The following is a 16668-nucleotide window of genomic DNA, read 5'->3' as shown; positions in this document are numbered from 1 at the left end:
CCGCACAGGGCGGGGCGTTTCGCTTTCGTCAATGGCGCGGCGCGCAATTAGCGCATGATAGTCTGATCGCGGTCCGGGCCCACCGAAATGATGGACACGGGCACTCCGAGGATCTCCTCGACGCGCTTCACGTAGGTGCGAGCGGCCTCGGGCAGGTCCTCCCAGGTGCGGGCGGTGGAGATGTCCTCGCTCCAGCCGGGCAGCACCTCGTAGAGCGGCTCCACGAGCGCGAGGCCGTTCTCCTCCTGCGGAGGATAGAGGATCTCGCCACCCTTGTAGCCATAGCGGGTGCACAGCTTGATCTTGGACAGGCCACCGAGCACGTCGAGCTTGGTCATGGCGATGCCCGTGGGGCCGTTGAGGCGCACGGACTCGCGCAGGACCACGAGGTCCAGCCAACCGCAGCGGCGCTTACGACCGGTGGTCGCGCCGAATTCCGCTCCGGTGCTCTGGAGGTGCTCGCCGTCGGCGTCGGTCAATTCCGTGGGGAAGGGACCGGCACCCACGCGGGTGGTGTAGGCCTTGACCACCGCCTGAATGGCGTTCAGACGGCTCGGGGCGCAACCGCTACCTGCGGCGGCGTTACCCGACACGGTGTTGGACGAGGTGACGAACGGATAGGTTCCGTGGTCAATGTCCAGATGCGTTCCCTGCGCGCCCTCGAAGAGCACGTTGCGTCCGGCATCCATGGCGTCGCCGATGAGGTTGGACACATCGCCCACGTAGGGGATCATGCGTTCGGCAACGGCCTTCATTTCCTGGAACACGGCCTCGGCGTCCATCGGTTCCATGCCGTACAGGGAGGTGAACAGGGCGTTCTTCTCCACGAGGGCACGTTCGATCTTAGCCCGGAACAATTCAGGATCGGCGAAGTCGCATGCGCGAATGCCGATGCGGGCCATCTTGTCCTCGTAGCAGGGACCGATGCCGCGACCGGTGGTGCCGATCTTGTGTTCCTTGGACTTGTACGACTCGCGTGCGACGTCGATGGCTTTATGGTAGGGCATGATGACCTGGGTCTTCTTGCTCACGACCAGCCGGCCGGGGCGTACGTCGATGCCCTTGGCTGCGAGTTTGTCTACTTCCTGAAGAAAAACGACGGGGTCGAGGACAACACCGTTGCCAATGACGCAGGTCTTGTCCTGATGCAGGATGCCGGAGGGGATGAGGTGGAGGATGTGCTGTTCTCCACCCACGACAAGGGTATGTCCGGCGTTGTTTCCGCCCTGAAAACGCACGATGATGTCGGCGTTCTCGGTGAGCAGGTCGACGATCTTTCCCTTCCCCTCGTCTCCCCACTGGGCGCCCATTACAACAACATTTGACATTTCTCTCTCCTTCTGTAAGAAGCGCTGCTTTCCGCGCGCTTTTTCGCCGTGCCAGACGGCAAAAGGCATTCCTACCTAAAAAACGCTGTCGATAAAGTCAATAATACAATCTCGTATCTGCTTGGTAGGCGTCCCGGTACTCCCAACGTGAGGATATGAGCAATGGATGTTCACATACGACTTTTCAAACGTCCTGGCGAACTTGTCGCGGCCATCATCGGCCTCGTCGTCGTCATTGAACTTGCCCTGACCATCGGCTGGCAGGGCATGATCGGCCAGCCCGTTCTGCGCGTCGCCGCACCCGCCACCCAGTGGGTCGAAGGCGGCCTGTCCCCCTACGGTCCCGGATTCGAACAGGAACTTTTGGACCGCTTCTGCGCCGACAACGGCATGTCGTGGGTCTGGATGAAGGCCCGCTCGTGGGATGACGCATGGGAAATGCTGCGCGACGGCCGCGCCGACGTGGTGCTGGGCCTCGGCTCCAACCCGCCGGACTCCCTCGCCGTACCCATCGCGGCAGGCCCCGCCTACGCCCGTTTCGAACCGCTCCTCATCAAGGCGCAGGACGCGCCGGACCCGGCCAAGACCTGCGGCAGCGTATTCGTGGCGGCAGGCCCCGCCCTCGACGCGGTGGCCCTCAACATGCCCCCCCGCGAAGGCTGCGCCCCCACCCCTGTGGCGGCCAACCAGTCCTCCCTGCGCCCCATCCTCGAAGCGCTCGACTCCGAAGACAGCGACGGCCCTTCCGCCGCGCTGGTGGACTCCGGCCGCTTCCAGTTGCTTCAGCCCTTCTATCACACGGTCAAGGCAGACAGACGCCTGCCCGGAGACATCGAATATCGGTGGTTCTGGAGCGAACGCTCGCCCGAACTGGCCCGCGCCCTCGACGATTTCTGGGGACGCACCATCGAGAGCGACACCTTCGCCAGCATGCGCGAGCGCTACTTCGGCTTCCTGCCAGAAGAAACTGACTACTACGAACTGTACCACCTGTTGAAGACGCTGCGCAACAAGCTGCCACGCTACGAGGAACAGATTCTGTCCGCCGCGCGCGAGAACGGCATCGACCCGCTGCTACTGGTCGCGCTCATCTATCAGGAGTCGCGCTTCAACCCGCGTGCGGAAAGCAAGACCGGCGTGCGCGGCCTCATGCAGCTCACGCAGGCCACGGCCGCCGACCTCGGCGTGAACCGCAACGACCCCTTCCAGAGCATCGACGGCGGAGCGCGCTACCTCAAGGAACTCTACCGTTCCTTCGAGGACACGGGCCTCTCGCCCTACCAGCGGTGGTTCTTCACCCTCGCCGCCTACAACCGCGGCCGCGGACACGTGGAGGACGCCATGGAACTTGCCCGCTCCCTCGGGGGAACGGGCACGTCATGGCTGGAACTGAAGGAATCGTTCCCGAAGCTGTCCTACGAGAAGTATTACAGAAATGCGCGCTACGGATACACGCGCGGGCGGGAAGTGGTCCACTACGTGGACAATGTGCGGTACTACTACTACGTCCTACACGGTCTCGTCGTCCTGTCGCGGCCGGAAGCGCAACAGCTTGCCGCCTTTACCGCCATGTCCCCCCTCTGAGGCCGCCGCGCCCACGGGGCGCACCACCTCGGGAGCCACGGGAGCCGGTCCGTCGCCGGGATCGGACATCTCGCGGGTATGATGATTGATGAGCTGATTGCGGAAGCGCACGGACTGGATCATCCCGAGGACGACCACAGCCTCCTCCCAACGCGCCGTCGGCTCGTAGCTCTCCACGATTTCGGCGTATTTTTCCCAAAGGTTCACCAGCGAGGCCTCATCGTAGGCCAGAAGCTGACGGGCAAGCTTGCACAGAGCCTTGTCCACTGTTTGTCTCCAAGTCTTCGTATTGTATGGAATCCTGCGCCGGGCAGGGGCTGTTGCCGAAATTGCCCCGCGCGCGGCGGTATGCTAACAGCACTTCTTCACCACGTAAATCTGAGGAGACCAGCATGAGCGATCTGAAAAAGATGTACCGCACACTCGCCCAGGACCCGTTTCCGGGCGAGATGACCATTCGTCTGGGTGATCAGGAATTCACGTTCACCAAGCGCACGTGGACCATCGACGGCGAGGAGAAGGGACTGCGCTACGGCGAGAACCCGGACCAGCCCGCCGCGCTCTTCGAGCTGACCGGCGGCGGCATCGCCCTCGACGGCGTGGCCCTGCGCGGACCCGGCGAAGGTCTGGTCTCCGCCCTCACCGAGGAGCACATGCTTCAGGCGGGCAAGCACCCCGGCAAGATCAACCTCACCGACGTGGACAACGGCATCAACATTCTCCAGTACCTCACGGCCAAGCCCGCTGCCGTCATCCTCAAGCACAACAATCCCAGCGGCGCGGCATGGACCGACGAGGGCATCGCCGTGGCCGTGGAACGCGCCTTCCGCTCGGACCGCATCGCAGCCTTCGGCGGAGCCGTGGTGGTCAACCGTCCCGTTGACGAAACAACCGCCGAGCTCATCAACTCCTCGTACTTCGAAGTCGTGGCCGCCCCGGCATACGAGGGCAACAGCCTCGAAATCCTCAAGAAGCGCAAGAACCTGCGCATTCTGCAGATTCCCGGCCTCGCCAACCTCGAAAAGCTGGTCGGCGTGCCCTTCCTCGATCTCAAGTCCCTGAACGATGGCGGCATCGTGGCGCAGGTTTCCTTCCGCAACCGCATCCTCTGCGCCGACGACTTCATTCCCGCCGAGGCGGAAAAGGACGGCGCGACCTACATCGCCCGCAAGCCGAACGAGAGCGAGACCGAAGACCTCATCTTCGCGTGGGCCGTCGAGGCAGGCGTGACCTCCAACTCCGTCATCTTCGCCAAGGACGGCGTGACCACCGCCATCGGCACCGGCGAGCAGGACCGCGTGGGCTGCGTGGAGCTCACCATCCACAAGGCCTACACCAAGTACGCCGACCTGCTGTGCTTCGACGAGGAAGGCTGCTCCCTCTACGAATTCAAGCTGCGCGCCCGCACCGACGAGGACGCCGCCAAACGGCTGGCCGACATCGAGGCGCGCACCAGCGAGGCCCGCGGCGGCCTTGCCGGTTCCGTGCTCGTCTCCGACGGCTTCTTCCCCTTCCGCGACGGCGTGGACGTCGCGCTGGCGCAGGGCGTCACCGCCATTGCCCAGCCCGGCGGCTCCATCCGCGACTGGGAGATCATCGGCGCCGTGAACGAGGCGACGCCGCAGGTGGCGATGGTCTTCACCGGCCAGCGCTCCTTCAAGCACTAGGGCATGTTGCGCCCCGGCCACGCCGGGGCGCATTCACCATATCAGCCGGACGCGTCCGGCCTGCACTCCCGCCACGGCACCCCGTGGCGCTCCGTCCGGAAAAATCCGCACGGAGAAGGAGCCGCAAGAGGGGAAGCCCCCCTTTCTCACCGCGAGAAATGGGGATTCCCCTCTCGTGGCTCAAAAGGTATGAAGGAATCCATGAGTTCACCCATCGTTCGATACCCCGCTCCCGGCTGCATCGTGGAATTCATGCAGGCCAACCGCCCGCTTCTCGCCTGGGTGCTCGAAGAGCAGTCCGGGCGCTATCGGCTTCTGACCATCAACAGCCGCGAGACCAAACTTCCGGCCGCGCGCCTTCTGCCGTGGTCCGGTCCGGCGTACGACGCCGCCCAGACCCGCGAGGCCATCATGGACAAGCTGCGCCAGCACCACGAGCGACGCGACGCCCTCATGACCGAGGTCGACCCCGCCGCCATCTGGGACTTCGCGCAGGGCGAGCTGGATCACGCCTCCACCGAATGGTTCGCCGGTCTCGTCTGGGACACCCCGGACATCGACCAGATCGCCGCCATGGGCCGCATGCTCCTCGACCACAAAAGCCATTTCAAATTTTCGCCTCCGGATTTCGAGATATACCCCGAGGAGACCGTGCAGAAGCGCCTCGCCGAGGAAGCCGCCCGCAAGGAGCGCGAGCTCGTCGTGGCCGAGGGCCAGTCCTTCTTCCACGCCCTCTGGGACGCCCGCACCAAGGGCACGAAGGCCCCGAAGCAGCCGGACGCCGACATGGCCGCCCGCCTGCGCGATGTGCTCTTCGCCGCCATGGCCGACACCTCCGGCTCCTCGGAACTGACCATCTGGAACGCCGTGCGCAAGGGCCTGCCGGAAGATCCCTTCCTGCCGCTCTTCCTGGCGCAGACCTGGGGCATCGTGCCCGAGCACTTCAACCAGTTGCTCCTGCAGGAAGGCTACGACTGGGGTGACGGCTGGTCCGCCGCGTACGACGCGGAAATCGACGCGCTGGGCGAGGCGCTCGCCGCGCAGGCCCGCGAACCCGAGGACGTGCCCTTCGTCAGCATCGACTCCGCCACCACCCGCGACATCGACGACGCATTCCACGTCCGCCGCCTCGCCGACGGCACCCTGCGCCTGCAAATCGCGCTGGCCTGCCCGTCCCTGACGTGGGAGTTCGACTCCCCCCTCGACCGCGCCGTGCGCGACCGCGCCTCCAGCCTCTACCTGCCCGAGGGCACCAGCCACATGCTGCCCGAGCGCTACGGTCTGGGCATGTACAGCCTCGCCGCCGGAGAGCCGCGCCCCGCCCTTGTGGTGGACTGCCTCCTCTCCCCCGAGGGACGCCTCGTGCGCGCCACCCCGCGTCACGCGTGGGTGCGCCTTGCCGAAAACACCACCTACGAAACCGTCGAGACCGCCCTCGAAGCCGGAACCGCCGACGAAAACATCACCCTCGCCGCAGAACTCGGCGAGCGCCTGCGCGACCTGCGCATCGCCGACGGCGCGGTCATCGTGGATCGCCCGGACCCGGACATCGCGCTCGAAGGCGAAGGCGCGGCCACCAAGGTCACCATCAGCCAGCGCCCCGAAACGCCCCGCGCACAGCTCCTCGTCAGCGAATTCATGATCCTCGCCAACTCGGCGCTGGGCAACTGGGCACGCGAAAAGGGCATTCCCCTGCTCTATCGCACGCAGGACATCACCCTCCCCGGCGACGCCGCGGGCGTGTGGTCCACGCCGGAAGACTCCTACCGCGTGGTGCGCCTCATGGCCCCCACCTATCTCGAACTGGTCCCCAAGCGCCACGCGACCCTCGCGGTGACGGCCTACAGCCCCATCACCTCGCCGCTTCGGCGCTACCCGGACCTGCTCAACATGGCGCAGGTGCTAAGCTACCTCCTCGACGGCGAACCCTGCCTCGACGCGGACCGCATTACGCGCATGATGCCGCTCATCAACGCCCGCAACGAAGCCGCCGCGCGCATCCAGCGCTACCGTCCGCGCTATTGGAAGCTCGTCTACTTCAGCCAGCACAAGCACGACTACTTCTCCGCCGTGGCCGTGGACGACGGCCCGCTCGTCTCCGTGGCCCTGCCCGAGCAGCAACTCTACCTGCGCGCGCCGCAGAAAATGTTCGGCGAAAAGATCTACCCCGGCCAGCGCTTCGCCGTCCGACTCAACAAGATCAATCCGCTGCTCAACGAAATCCGCATCGTCGAGGCTCTGGAGGAATAACCCCCTCCCCCCTCGCCGCACGCACCGAAAAGGCGCGGGAGCATCGCTCCCGCGCCTTTTTCGCGTCGCAGTCGCGTAGCCCGAGCGTATCGTTCGTTTACAGGTGCAAGACGTAGGCTCCGCCGGCCAAGGGGCCGCTGGCCCCTTGGAACCCCGATTTGCGATAGGCCGTCTGCCCTTGGCGGGACGTACGGCTTTGCACGACGAAGCCCTAGTGAGGATTGTCAAGGGGGTCACCCCCTTGACTGGGGTCCGGGGCAAAGCCCCGGCCGCCGGAGGCCTCTCTTCGCCCCCACTCCATCGCGAGAGGGCTACCCTCTGCGCACCAGCGGCAGGGCCGGGCCGAGGTCGATGCCGTGGGCGGTGACGTCGGCCATATACGGCCAGATTTCGACGCCGCACTCGGCGGCCTGCCAGAGCAGGCGTGCGAATTCCGGGTCGATGAAGTCGGCGGGGCCGAAGCAGGAGGCGTCGCAACGCTGGATGAGGTAGAAGGAGGCCACGCGCACACCCTGTGCCGCGAGGCTCATGAGCTCGCGCAGGTGCTTCTGCCCGCGTTCGGTGACAGCATCGGGGAAGACGGCGATGTCGTCCTCGACGAGGGTGACATTCTTGGCCTCGATGTAGAGGGTTCCCTGCGGCCCGTCGAGGCGTGCGTCGAGCCGCGAGTCGCCGATGACGGCCTCGGCGCGAAAAGTGGAATAGCCCGCCATGCCGGGGATGCGCCCGGCGTGGAACGCGGCCTTGAGCATGCGATTCGGGGTGAGGGTGTTCACGCCCACGCGCACGCCGTGAAAATCTATGGTTTCGAGGGTGTAGGGAAGCTTTCTGGCGGGGTTGGCCGCCGGGGACAGGAGCACCGGCGCGCCGGGCCGGGTGAGGCCAAGCATGCTGCCGGAATTGTTTGTGTGCGCCCAGACGGTGCCGCCGTCCATTGCGACCTCGACGCTGAAGCGCTTGACCCTGCGCAGAAACCGCCCCTCGACGCAACCGGAGGGAAAGGGCAGGAGCATGTTCGTTACGTTGTTCATGGGCATGGTTGTGCGTGCCAGCCGGGCGGACGTCAACCTCAAGATGTCCGGCTCCCGACGGGAAAGGTTGCGCTTGGGGGGCGTCAGTTGGCCCCACGCCTTGTCCCTCGGCCATCCCGCTTTCATTTCGTGGCGATTTCCACTACAACCGGGGTGACGTAACGAGGCTGGGGTGAATTTCTATTGCCTTCTGTCGTGATAAAGGTGGGTTATGAGAATTTCCCGGAAGATTTCGCAGGTCAAGCCGTCGGCCACGCTGGCCGTCAGCGCCAAGGCCATGGAACTGCGCGCAAAGGGGCGCGAGATCATCTCTCTGTCCGTGGGTGAGCCGGACTTCGACACCCCCGCGCACATCTGCGAGGCCGCCAAGGCAGCTCTGGACAGCGGCTTCACCCGCTACACGCAGGTCCCCGGCGTCCCGGAGCTGCGCGACGCCGTGGCCGGATATTTCAATTCGTATTACGGAACGAATGCCAAAGCTGAAAGCACCATCGTGACCAACGGCGGCAAGCAGGCGCTCTACAATCTTTTTCTGGCCATCCTCGATCCCGGTGACGAGGTGCTCATCCCGGCACCGTACTGGGTGAGCTACCCGGCCATGGTCGAGCTGGCCGACGGCGTACCGGTGACGGTGGCCGCCCGCGCATCGCGCGGCTTCAAGATCACGCCCGAGGATCTCGAACGCGCGCGCACTCCGCGCACGAGGGCGCTCATTCTCAATTCGCCCTCCAATCCCACTGGCGTGCAGTACTCCGAGGCCGAGCTTCTCGCCCTTGCGCAGTGGGCCGTGGACAACGACATCTTTGTGGTTTCCGACGAAATCTACGACAGGCTCGTCTACGCCCCGGCGGAGCCGGTGAGCCTTGCACCCTTCTGGGAGCGCCACCCCGAGCATGTGGCCGTGGTCAACGGACTATCCAAGAGCTTCGCCATGACCGGCTGGCGCGTGGGCTTCGCCCTTGCGCATCCCGATCTGGTGAAGGCCATGTCCAAAATTCAGAGCCAGAGCACGTCCAACGTCTGCTCCATCGCCCAGCGCGCCGCGCTGGCCGCGCTGACCGGACCGCGCGACATGCTGGCCCGGATGTGCGACGCATTCGCAGGCAGGCGCGACAAGGCCATGGAGATCGTCTCCTCGTGGCCGGGCGTGGTGTGCCCGCGGCCCGACGGCGCGTTCTACATTTTCCCCGATGTGAGCGCCCTCTACGGCGAGCGCTTCGCGGACTCCACCGCCCTGTGCACCCTGCTGCTGGAGCAGGCGGGTGTAGCGGCCGTGCCCGGCGCGGCCTTTGGCGACGACAACTGCGTGCGCTTCTCATACGCCCTTGCCGACGAGACCGTCGTCACGGCGCTGACCCGCGTCGGCGACGTGCTCTTCGGAAAATGATGCGGAAACGGAGGAGACATTGACCGCTCTGCGAACCTCCATGCCTGAAGGCGCACCCTTCAAGCTGGCGAAATTCATGTCCTGGGGGTCACTGGCGCTCATTCTGGCGTCTGGTCTCTTCCTGTCCGTGGTCATGGCCAACTACGCGCGGCAGACCCTGCTCACCAAGCAGCAGGAGTTTGCCATGCTTCTGGCCGAAAACATCAACCATCAGGTCTTCCAGCGCTTCACCGTGCCCACCCTGCTCCGCTTCCGCCACATCGAGTTGCAGAATCCGGAGCAGTTCCAGCAGTTGGAGCGCGTGATCAAGGAGACCATCCACGGCCAGCACGTCTTCGAATTCCGCATCTACGACAACGAGGAGGTCGTATCCTTCTCGCTGAACAAGGATGTGGTGGGACGGCGAGACCTTGCGGGGACGGCCGTACGGCAGGCCGTGGCGGAGCTGCGCCACAGCTTCGAGGTCATAAGCCGCGTGCCCGCGTGGCGGGCCATGTTCGACTTCGACATGCAGCCCAAGAGCGTGGTCCTGCGCACGGTGTACCCGCTGCGCACGGAGCGCAGCCTGTTCCCCGGCGGCCCCACCGGCCAAATCATGGGCATCCTCGAATTCACGCAGGACATCACCGACGACTACAAGACCGTCATCAGCTTCCAGTGGCTCATCATCTTCACGGCCTTCACCTCGTCGCTGATCCTGTTCCTCGTGCTCATGGCTATGATCCACAAGGCCGACGAGGTGAACACCCAGCGCGTGGCCGAGCGCGAACGCCTCGAACGCGAGCTGCATCAGGCAGAAAAACTCGCCAGCATGGGCCGTGTGGTGGCGGGCATCGCCCACGAGATCAGAAACCCTCTCGGCATCATCCAGTCCAGCGCGGAGTTCCTACTCAAGAAGGCCCGCGACGAGGGCAGTTCCTCGCGCATCCGCATGCTTGAGGTCATGAACGACGAGATCAGGCGTCTGGGCCAGACGGTCAACGACTTCCTCGACTACGCCCGGCCCAAAAAGCCCGGCGTGGACAGCGTGGACGTGGGCCGCATACTCGATCAGGCCGTGGCCTTCCTCGAACACGAGTGCCGGGGCCGCAGCGTGGCCATCGTCAAGGACTATCCCGCAGGCCTCACCGTGCGCGGCGACAAGGACCTGCTCTACCGCGCCATGTACAACATCATCGCCAACGCCATGCAGGCCGTGCCCGACGGCGGACGCATCACCATCTCCGCACGTCCCGGCGAGAAATGCGTGCGGGTGAGCTTCACGGACAACGGCCCCGGCTTCACCCCGGAGACGCTTTCCAAGGCCACGGACCCGTTCTTCACGACCAAGCACAACGGTACAGGACTCGGGCTGGCCATCGTTGCCAACATCATCGCGAGCCACAACGCCCGGATGGAACTGGCCAACGCCGAGCAGGGCGGCGCACAGATCAACATCGTCTTCCCGACGAATTAGCAGGGAGTTCGCATTTCCATGGCACACAACATCCTCGTGCTCGACGACGAGCGGAACTACCTCGTGGTGCTCGAAGCCATGCTCGACGAGGCCGGATACAACGTCACGGCCCTCTCGGACCCGGAACTGGCGCTGGCCTACCTCGAAGAGTCCGAAGTGGACGTGCTCGTCACGGACATGAAGATGCCCAAGCTCTCCGGACGCGAGGTTCTGGAGCGCGTGCAGCGCAACTATCCCCACATCCCCGTGCTCATCATGACCGCCTTCGGCAGCATCGAGTCCGCCGTGGAGGCCATGCGCCTCGGCGCGTTCGACTACATCACCAAGCCGTTCTCCAACGAACAGCTCATGCTCTCCATCGCCAAGGCCACCCAGCTCGCCGACATGCATCGCAGCAACCGCCTGCTGCGCGAAAACCTCGAAGAGCGCTACGGCCTGCACAACATCATCGGCAAGTCCAAGGTGATGCGCCAAGTGCTCGAAATGGTCGACAAGGCCGCCCCCAGCCGCAGCACCGTGCTCATCGAGGGCGACTCCGGCACCGGCAAGGAGCTCGTGGCCCGCGCCATCCATTTCGCCTCACCGCGAAAGGACGCGCCCTTCGTCTCCGTGAACTGCATGGCCCTCGCCCCCGGCGTGCTCGAAAGCGAACTCTTCGGCCACGAGAAAGGCTCCTTCACCGGTGCCGTCGCCAGCCGACGCGGACGCTTCGAACTCGCCAACGGCGGCACCCTCTTCCTCGACGAAATCGGCGAACTGACCCCGGAGTTGCAGGTCAAGCTCCTTCGCGTGCTTCAGGAACGCAAGTTCGAGCGCGTGGGCGGCGCCCGCGAGATCGAGGTGGACATCCGCGTGGTCACCGCCACCAACGTCGATCTCGCACAGGCCGTGCAGGCCGGCTCCTTCCGCGAAGACCTCTACTATCGCCTCAATGTGGTGCGCATCCACATGCCGCCCCTGCGCGAACGCCGCGAGGACATCCCCCTTCTGGCCGCGCACTTTCTCGCCAAGTACGCCACGGAAAACGCCAAGGACATCCACGGCTTCTCCTCCGAGGCCCTCAACTACATCACCGGCTACGAATGGCCCGGCAACGTCCGCCAGCTTCAGAACGTCATAGAACGCTGCGTGGTGCTCGCCTCCGGGACCTCCATCACCGTCGACGACCTGCCCGCCGAGGTCCGCGACGAGGAATCCCAGTTCAAGAGCGCCGTGGACCTCCTGCCCGCACGCCTCAACCTCGGCGACACCCTCGAAAAGATCGAGGGCGCTCTCGTGCGCCGCGCCCTGGCCCGCAACGACTTCGTCAAGGTCAAGGCCGCCGAGGCCCTCGGCATCTCCAAGTCCCTCCTCCAGTACAAGCTCAAGAAATACAACATCACTGGCTAAGCTCGACGCGATAGACGGCCGCCCGAGAGGAAGAGAGGCCTCCGGCGGCCGGGGCTCTGCCCCGGACCCCGCTCAAGGGAATAATTCCCTTGAGAATCCTTATATATTGGAATTGTTGAATAAAAGCCGAAAGGGCAGCCACGTCCATCGCATGTCGGGGGTCCAGGGGGCCAGCGGCCCCTTGGCCGGCGGAGCCTACGTCTTGCATCCCTCAACGAACGATACGCTCGGGCTACGCGCAGCCGAGCCTACGGCTTGCATGCGGCCGTGACCGATACGGCCTCGCCACAGCGACGGCCGCTACGCTCGGGCCTCCCCCTCCCCCTGCGCCATGGCGCGTTGGCGTGCCTGATCCATGAACGCTTCGAGTTGGAGACGGTTGGACGACGAGCGCGTGCCGTCGAAGGGCAGGCTGATGCAGGGCACGCCGTGGTGGCGGGTCACGCCGCGCATGAGCGCCGTGACCACGGTTCCGGGCATACAGCCGAAGGGCATGGCGTTGATGATGCCGTGGCATCCGCTGCGGATCATGTGCACAGCGGTTCCGACGCTGAGCACGGCCTCGCCACGCAGGCAGTCGCCCAGATAGGGAGCGGCGGCGCGTAGCGTAGCCGAGGTCGCGGGTTCGCCGGTGGTCCGTAGCATGCCGTCGAAGACGCTTTCGCAGCGGTGGTGAATGGCGGTCTGCACCATCCGAGTGAGGCGCAGGGCGAGGTAGCGTCCGGGCCTGCGCAGGCGTGCGGCGTCGCGCAGGGACATGGCGTTGACGTAGGCGATCCACTCGCCGATGGGCGCAAGCCACGCCTCGCCGCCAAGGGCTTCCACGGATCGACACAGGCGCTCGTTGCAGAACTCGTTGGAACGCACGAAGATTTCACCGACGATGCCGATGCGCGGCACGCCGGGCTGCGGACCGTTGCGCAGGGAGCGGAAGTCGTCACGGATGCGGGCAAGGGCGCGGTCCACGTCGTCCGCGGAACCGAGTAGCGCGCGGCGCAGGCGCTCCATGGATTCGGCGTGACATGCGGCGACCTGCGCGGAATCAAAGGCATGGGGACCGACCTCGTTTCGGCACTTGGCAAGCAGGTCGAAGGCGACGATGGCGCGCCATGCGCGACGCGCGAGATCACGCCCAACGATGCCCATGTCGTCGTAGAGTCGCACGGACTGCTCCGGGGAATACACGGGCACGTCGCCATAGCCAAGGTCGTCGAGCACCATGCGCTGGGCAGGTCCGTACTGGCCGAAGCGACAGGGACCGGTGCCGCCGGGCATGAAGAAGGCCGCACGGTCCGAACGGAATTCCGGAGCGGCGCAGGCGCTAAGCATGTCGCCGAGGGTGACGGTGAAGGGGTAGCATTCCTTGCCGGAACTCTGCGCGCGGGCCATGGCCACGGCCTCGGGCGTGGTCTCGGGCAGAACGCGCGCTTCGGCCCCGCAGGCCCGAAACGCGGATTCGAGACCGTACGCCCCATCGGACATGCGCGGCAGAAGGAGTGTGCGCCCGCGTCCGGTGAATGCCGCCGGAGCACGCCGCGACAGCGAGGACGCCCGCTCCTCGCGGCGCGTCGCGCGCCGGGCGTCGATGCTATCCAGAAAGGCCTCCACCCGCGTGACGAGTCCGGCATCCGCCCCATGCTCGTCCACTTCAAGGAACAGGGCGGGGGTTCCGCCCAACTCGCGCTCCACGAGCTTGTGGATGAACGTGTCCGGCCCGCAGGAAAAACTCCCCATGTACACGGGATACAGACGCGAATCGCGGCGGATGGCGCGGGTCGCCGCGAGCATGCGTTGCCCGGACCGCCAATACATGCCCCGCCAGCGCTCGGGGAGCGGCTCAAGCGGCAGGAAGTCCATAGGAATGGCCCGCACGCCGAGAGCCGCGATGCGGTCCGGCAGGCCGAGGTTCATGCCGGGGTCGAAGGCGTTATAAGGCCGACCGACCACGACCAGCGCACGCCCATCAAGAGCATCGAGCACCTCGCGCCCCCGCTGGCGCAACCGAGCCTCGAAGGCGTCCTGCGCCTCGCTGGCGATGGACTCAGCCCGGCCAAGCTCCAGCAGGGACACCCGCCACGGCGTGAAGGCCCGGCGCAATGCGCGCAGTACCGCATCCCGCCCATGCCGCCATTGGATGGCCGGAACGACGACCGTACACGTCGGCGCGGCCTGACGCACCTGAAACGGATAGCTTTGCGTCAGCGGACAGGCCAAGCCGTCGCCCTGCGCATCGTCCGGAGCGTTCATGTTCACGAAGGACGGGATGAACAGCGTCTCGCACCCCTCGCCGCCCCGCTCGACGGGCAGCGCGAGATGCAGGGCGTGCCCGATGGCCGCGCGCAGGGGATGGCAGACATCGGCCAGCACGGCCTCGCTCCCCAGCCGGACCACCCCCGCCCCGGTGCGCGGGGACAGGACGGGTTCGAAGCCCAGTTCCCACAACAGCGTGGACCAGTAGGGCAATTGATCATGCATGAAAAAGGCGTACGGCAGCCCGATGCGCCCCCGACGGGCCGCGACACCGCGCCGGACGTGAGCCGCCGCGCGGTGGTCATGCTCCTCGCGCAGGGCGCGCTCACGCATGCGGAACAGGTCCTCGCCCTCGGGCAACGTTGGCCGGCGCATGTCGTACTTTTCGCAGCGCCCTCCGTAATACATTTTGTCATCAACGCCCTCGATGCGTACCGCGTTGATCTCGCAGCGGTTGTCGCAGCCCTTGCAGGTAAAGGACTCCTGCTCGTAGCCGCGCAGGGCGAGGTCGAACCCGCGAAACGCGCTGGCCGTACCAGCCGCACGCATGTGGTCGCGGGCAATGAGGGCCATGCCGATGGCCCCGGTGACGTCGTGGTTCGGGGGCACGGTGACCCTGCGCCCGAGGTGGCGCTCGAAGGCGGCCACGACAGCGCGGTTCGAAGCCGTGCCGCCCTGAAAGAAAACGTTGTGCCCCACGCGTCCGGAGCCGACCACCCGCCCGAGGTAGTTCTCGACGATGGAATAGGCCAGCCCGGCCAGTAGGTCATCCACCTGCGCCCCGCGCGACAGCCCAGCCATGAGGCTGTTCTCCATAAACACCGTGCACCGCTCGCCAAGGCGGCACGGAGCGGGGGCCTCCAGCGCACGGTCCTCGAATTCGCCGATGACGGACACGTCGAGCCGCTCGGCCTGCTCCTCAAGAAACGACCCCGTCCCGGCGGCGCAGGCCCGGTTCATCTCGAAGCCGGTAATGACGCCGTCGTCGATGCGTATGTACTTGGAATCCTGCCCGCCTATCTCGAAAATGGTGTCCACCTGCGGATCGATGAACGCAGCGGCGCGGGCCTGCGCGGTGATCTCGTTTCGCACCACGTCCGCGCCCGTGAAGTCGGCGATCATGTAGCGCCCGGAACCGGTGGTGCCCACGCCGAGAATGTCCGCCCGCCCGCCAAGCTCCTCGCCTATCTCGCGAAGCCCGGTGCGCACGGCCTCGATGGGACGGCTGGCCGTACGCAGATAGCGCCGGGCCAGCAGGCGGCCCTCGACGTCGATGACGGCGAGATTGGTGCTGATGGAGCCGACGTCGATGCCCATGTAGGCAGGGATGCGCTCCGTCGCGGCAGGGGCGGTGCCCTCGTCGGACACGGCGCACGGATGCCGCAGGTCGAAATCACCCCCCTCCTCACGAAGCGGGCCGCGACGGTCGGCACCGGCATCGGCCGCGTCGAGGGAACGCTCCAGCGCCTCGCACGCGGCATCGGTCAGGGGCACGCCTGCGCCATCGCGCAGCACGGCCAGCGCCGCGCCCAGTGCTCCCACTGTGGTCGGCGGGTCCGGCACCATGAGTTCGGACAGGGAAAAGACCTCGGCAAAGGCCCGACGCATGGCCGGATTGAGGGCCACGCCGCCGATGAAGGCCACGGGCGGGCACAGGGTGCGCCCACGGGCAATGGCTCCCCGGAAATTACGCGCCACAGCCATGCACAGCCCGCCCACGATGTCCTGTACCGGGCAGGCGATCTGCTGAAGGTGAATCATGTCCGACTTGGCGAACACGCTGCACCGCCCGGCGATGTGCGGCGGCCGCGCACAGGCCAGACCGAGTCTGCCGAAGTCCTCGATGGACAGACGCATGCGCTCGGCCTGCTGGTCGAGAAAGGCCCCGGTTCCGGCGGCGCACACGGAATTGAGCGCGAAATCCGCCACGCGGCCGTCTTCGAGCAGGATGAGCTTGGAGTCCTCTCCGCCCATCTCGATGATGGAGCGCACCTCGGGATGCAGCCGGGCCATGCCAAGGGCGTGGGCGGTCAGTTCGGTGATGTGCGAAACGCCCATGGCGTCGGCGATGCGTCGCCCCGCCGTCCCGGTGGCCAGCAGTGGCAGGCCGGGGAAACGCTGTGCGGCCTCGCGCAGGATGACCAGCGCCACGCGCCCGGGCTGACCGCGATGCCGTTCGTAGCGCTGTAGAAGCGCCACGCCATCGCCATCGCACACCACGAGCTTCACGCTCACCGAGCCGACATCAAGCCCGCCCGCGCATGCGCGCCCACCGCGCGCCCCACGGTCCAAAGCATTCATGGCTTTGCCCCCGTCGTCCCGAACA

General features: G+C 65.9%; 10 protein-coding genes. 6 read left to right on the top strand and 4 right to left on the bottom strand.

Annotated elements, in window-relative coordinates; genetic code table 11:
• Nucleotides 1-47: 47 nt before the first annotated feature.
• Entirely contained in the window at nt 48-1328 is a 1281-nt protein-coding gene (locus tag GGQ74_RS14195; RefSeq protein WP_167942258.1) for an adenylosuccinate synthase, read from the bottom strand.
• A gap of 162 nt (nt 1329-1490) precedes the next feature.
• Here GGQ74_RS14195 and GGQ74_RS14190 point away from each other — a divergent pair, with 162 nt between their 5' ends.
• A complete protein-coding gene (locus GGQ74_RS14190; RefSeq protein WP_167942257.1) occupies nt 1491-2912 on the top strand; it encodes an MltF family protein in 1422 nt (473 codons plus the stop codon).
• Here the strand turns inward: GGQ74_RS14190 and GGQ74_RS14185 are convergent.
• A complete protein-coding gene (locus GGQ74_RS14185; RefSeq protein WP_167942256.1) occupies nt 2838-3179 on the bottom strand; it encodes a hypothetical protein in 342 nt (113 codons plus the stop codon). The genes GGQ74_RS14190 and GGQ74_RS14185 overlap by 75 nt on opposite strands.
• 125 nt (nt 3180-3304) lie before the next feature.
• On the opposite strand from GGQ74_RS14185, the gene GGQ74_RS14180 reads away from it, so the two are divergent.
• The gene (locus GGQ74_RS14180) at nt 3305-4579 is read left to right on the top strand and encodes an IMP cyclohydrolase (RefSeq protein WP_167942255.1); all 1275 of its coding nucleotides are present in this window, start codon (nt 3305-3307) and stop codon (nt 4577-4579) included.
• Between the two features lie 201 nt (nt 4580-4780).
• Nucleotides 4781-6829, top strand: a complete 2049-nt coding sequence (locus GGQ74_RS14175; RefSeq protein ID WP_167942254.1) for a ribonuclease catalytic domain-containing protein — start codon at nt 4781-4783, stop codon at nt 6827-6829.
• Nucleotides 6830-7140: 311 nt separating this feature from the next.
• On the opposite strand, the gene sfsA is transcribed toward GGQ74_RS14175, so the two are convergent.
• A complete protein-coding gene (sfsA, locus tag GGQ74_RS14170) occupies nt 7141-7860 on the bottom strand; it encodes a DNA/RNA nuclease SfsA (RefSeq protein ID WP_209280223.1) in 720 nt (239 codons plus the stop codon).
• Between the two features lie 211 nt (nt 7861-8071).
• Between sfsA and GGQ74_RS14165 the strand changes: the two genes are divergently transcribed.
• From GGQ74_RS14165 to GGQ74_RS14155, 3 genes are read left to right on the top strand one after another with little or no spacing between them, the layout of a single operon-like run.
• On the top strand, nt 8072-9247 hold the full coding sequence (locus GGQ74_RS14165) for a pyridoxal phosphate-dependent aminotransferase (RefSeq protein ID WP_167942253.1): 1176 nt from the start codon (nt 8072-8074) through the stop codon (nt 9245-9247).
• A 19-nt stretch (nt 9248-9266) separates the two neighbouring features.
• The gene (locus GGQ74_RS14160) at nt 9267-10703 is read left to right on the top strand and encodes an ATP-binding protein (RefSeq protein ID WP_342448630.1); all 1437 of its coding nucleotides are present in this window, start codon (nt 9267-9269) and stop codon (nt 10701-10703) included.
• Between the two features lie 18 nt (nt 10704-10721).
• The gene (locus GGQ74_RS14155) at nt 10722-12092 is read left to right on the top strand and encodes a sigma-54-dependent transcriptional regulator (RefSeq protein WP_167942252.1); all 1371 of its coding nucleotides are present in this window, start codon (nt 10722-10724) and stop codon (nt 12090-12092) included.
• 300 nt (nt 12093-12392) lie between these two features.
• Here the strand turns inward: GGQ74_RS14155 and GGQ74_RS14150 are convergent, their stop codons facing one another.
• The gene (locus GGQ74_RS14150) at nt 12393-16643 is read right to left on the bottom strand and encodes an acyl-CoA dehydratase activase (RefSeq protein ID WP_167942251.1); all 4251 of its coding nucleotides are present in this window, start codon (nt 16641-16643) and stop codon (nt 12393-12395) included.
• Nucleotides 16644-16668 lie beyond the last annotated feature (25 nt).

This window comes from Desulfobaculum xiamenense, assembly GCF_011927665.1.
Lineage (GTDB): Bacteria > Desulfobacterota > Desulfovibrionia > Desulfovibrionales > Desulfovibrionaceae > Desulfobaculum > Desulfobaculum xiamenense.
The sequence above is the reverse complement of the archived record's forward strand: the minus strand, read 5'-3'. Positions and strand labels throughout refer to the sequence as shown.

Coding starts and splice junctions, on each gene's coding strand:
- GGQ74_RS14195 (WP_167942258.1), bottom strand. CDS start 1,328: ATGTCAAATGTTGTTGTAATGGGCGCCCAGTGGGGAGACGAGGGGAAG.
- GGQ74_RS14190 (WP_167942257.1), top strand. CDS start 1,491: ATGGATGTTCACATACGACTTTTCAAACGTCCTGGCGAACTTGTCGCG.
- GGQ74_RS14180 (WP_167942255.1), top strand. CDS start 3,305: ATGAGCGATCTGAAAAAGATGTACCGCACACTCGCCCAGGACCCGTTT.
- GGQ74_RS14175 (WP_167942254.1), top strand. CDS start 4,781: ATGAGTTCACCCATCGTTCGATACCCCGCTCCCGGCTGCATCGTGGAA.
- sfsA (WP_209280223.1), bottom strand. CDS start 7,860: ATGAACAACGTAACGAACATGCTCCTGCCCTTTCCCTCCGGTTGCGTC.
- GGQ74_RS14165 (WP_167942253.1), top strand. CDS start 8,072: ATGAGAATTTCCCGGAAGATTTCGCAGGTCAAGCCGTCGGCCACGCTG.
- GGQ74_RS14155 (WP_167942252.1), top strand. CDS start 10,722: ATGGCACACAACATCCTCGTGCTCGACGACGAGCGGAACTACCTCGTG.
- GGQ74_RS14150 (WP_167942251.1), bottom strand. CDS start 16,643: ATGAATGCTTTGGACCGTGGGGCGCGCGGTGGGCGCGCATGCGCGGGC.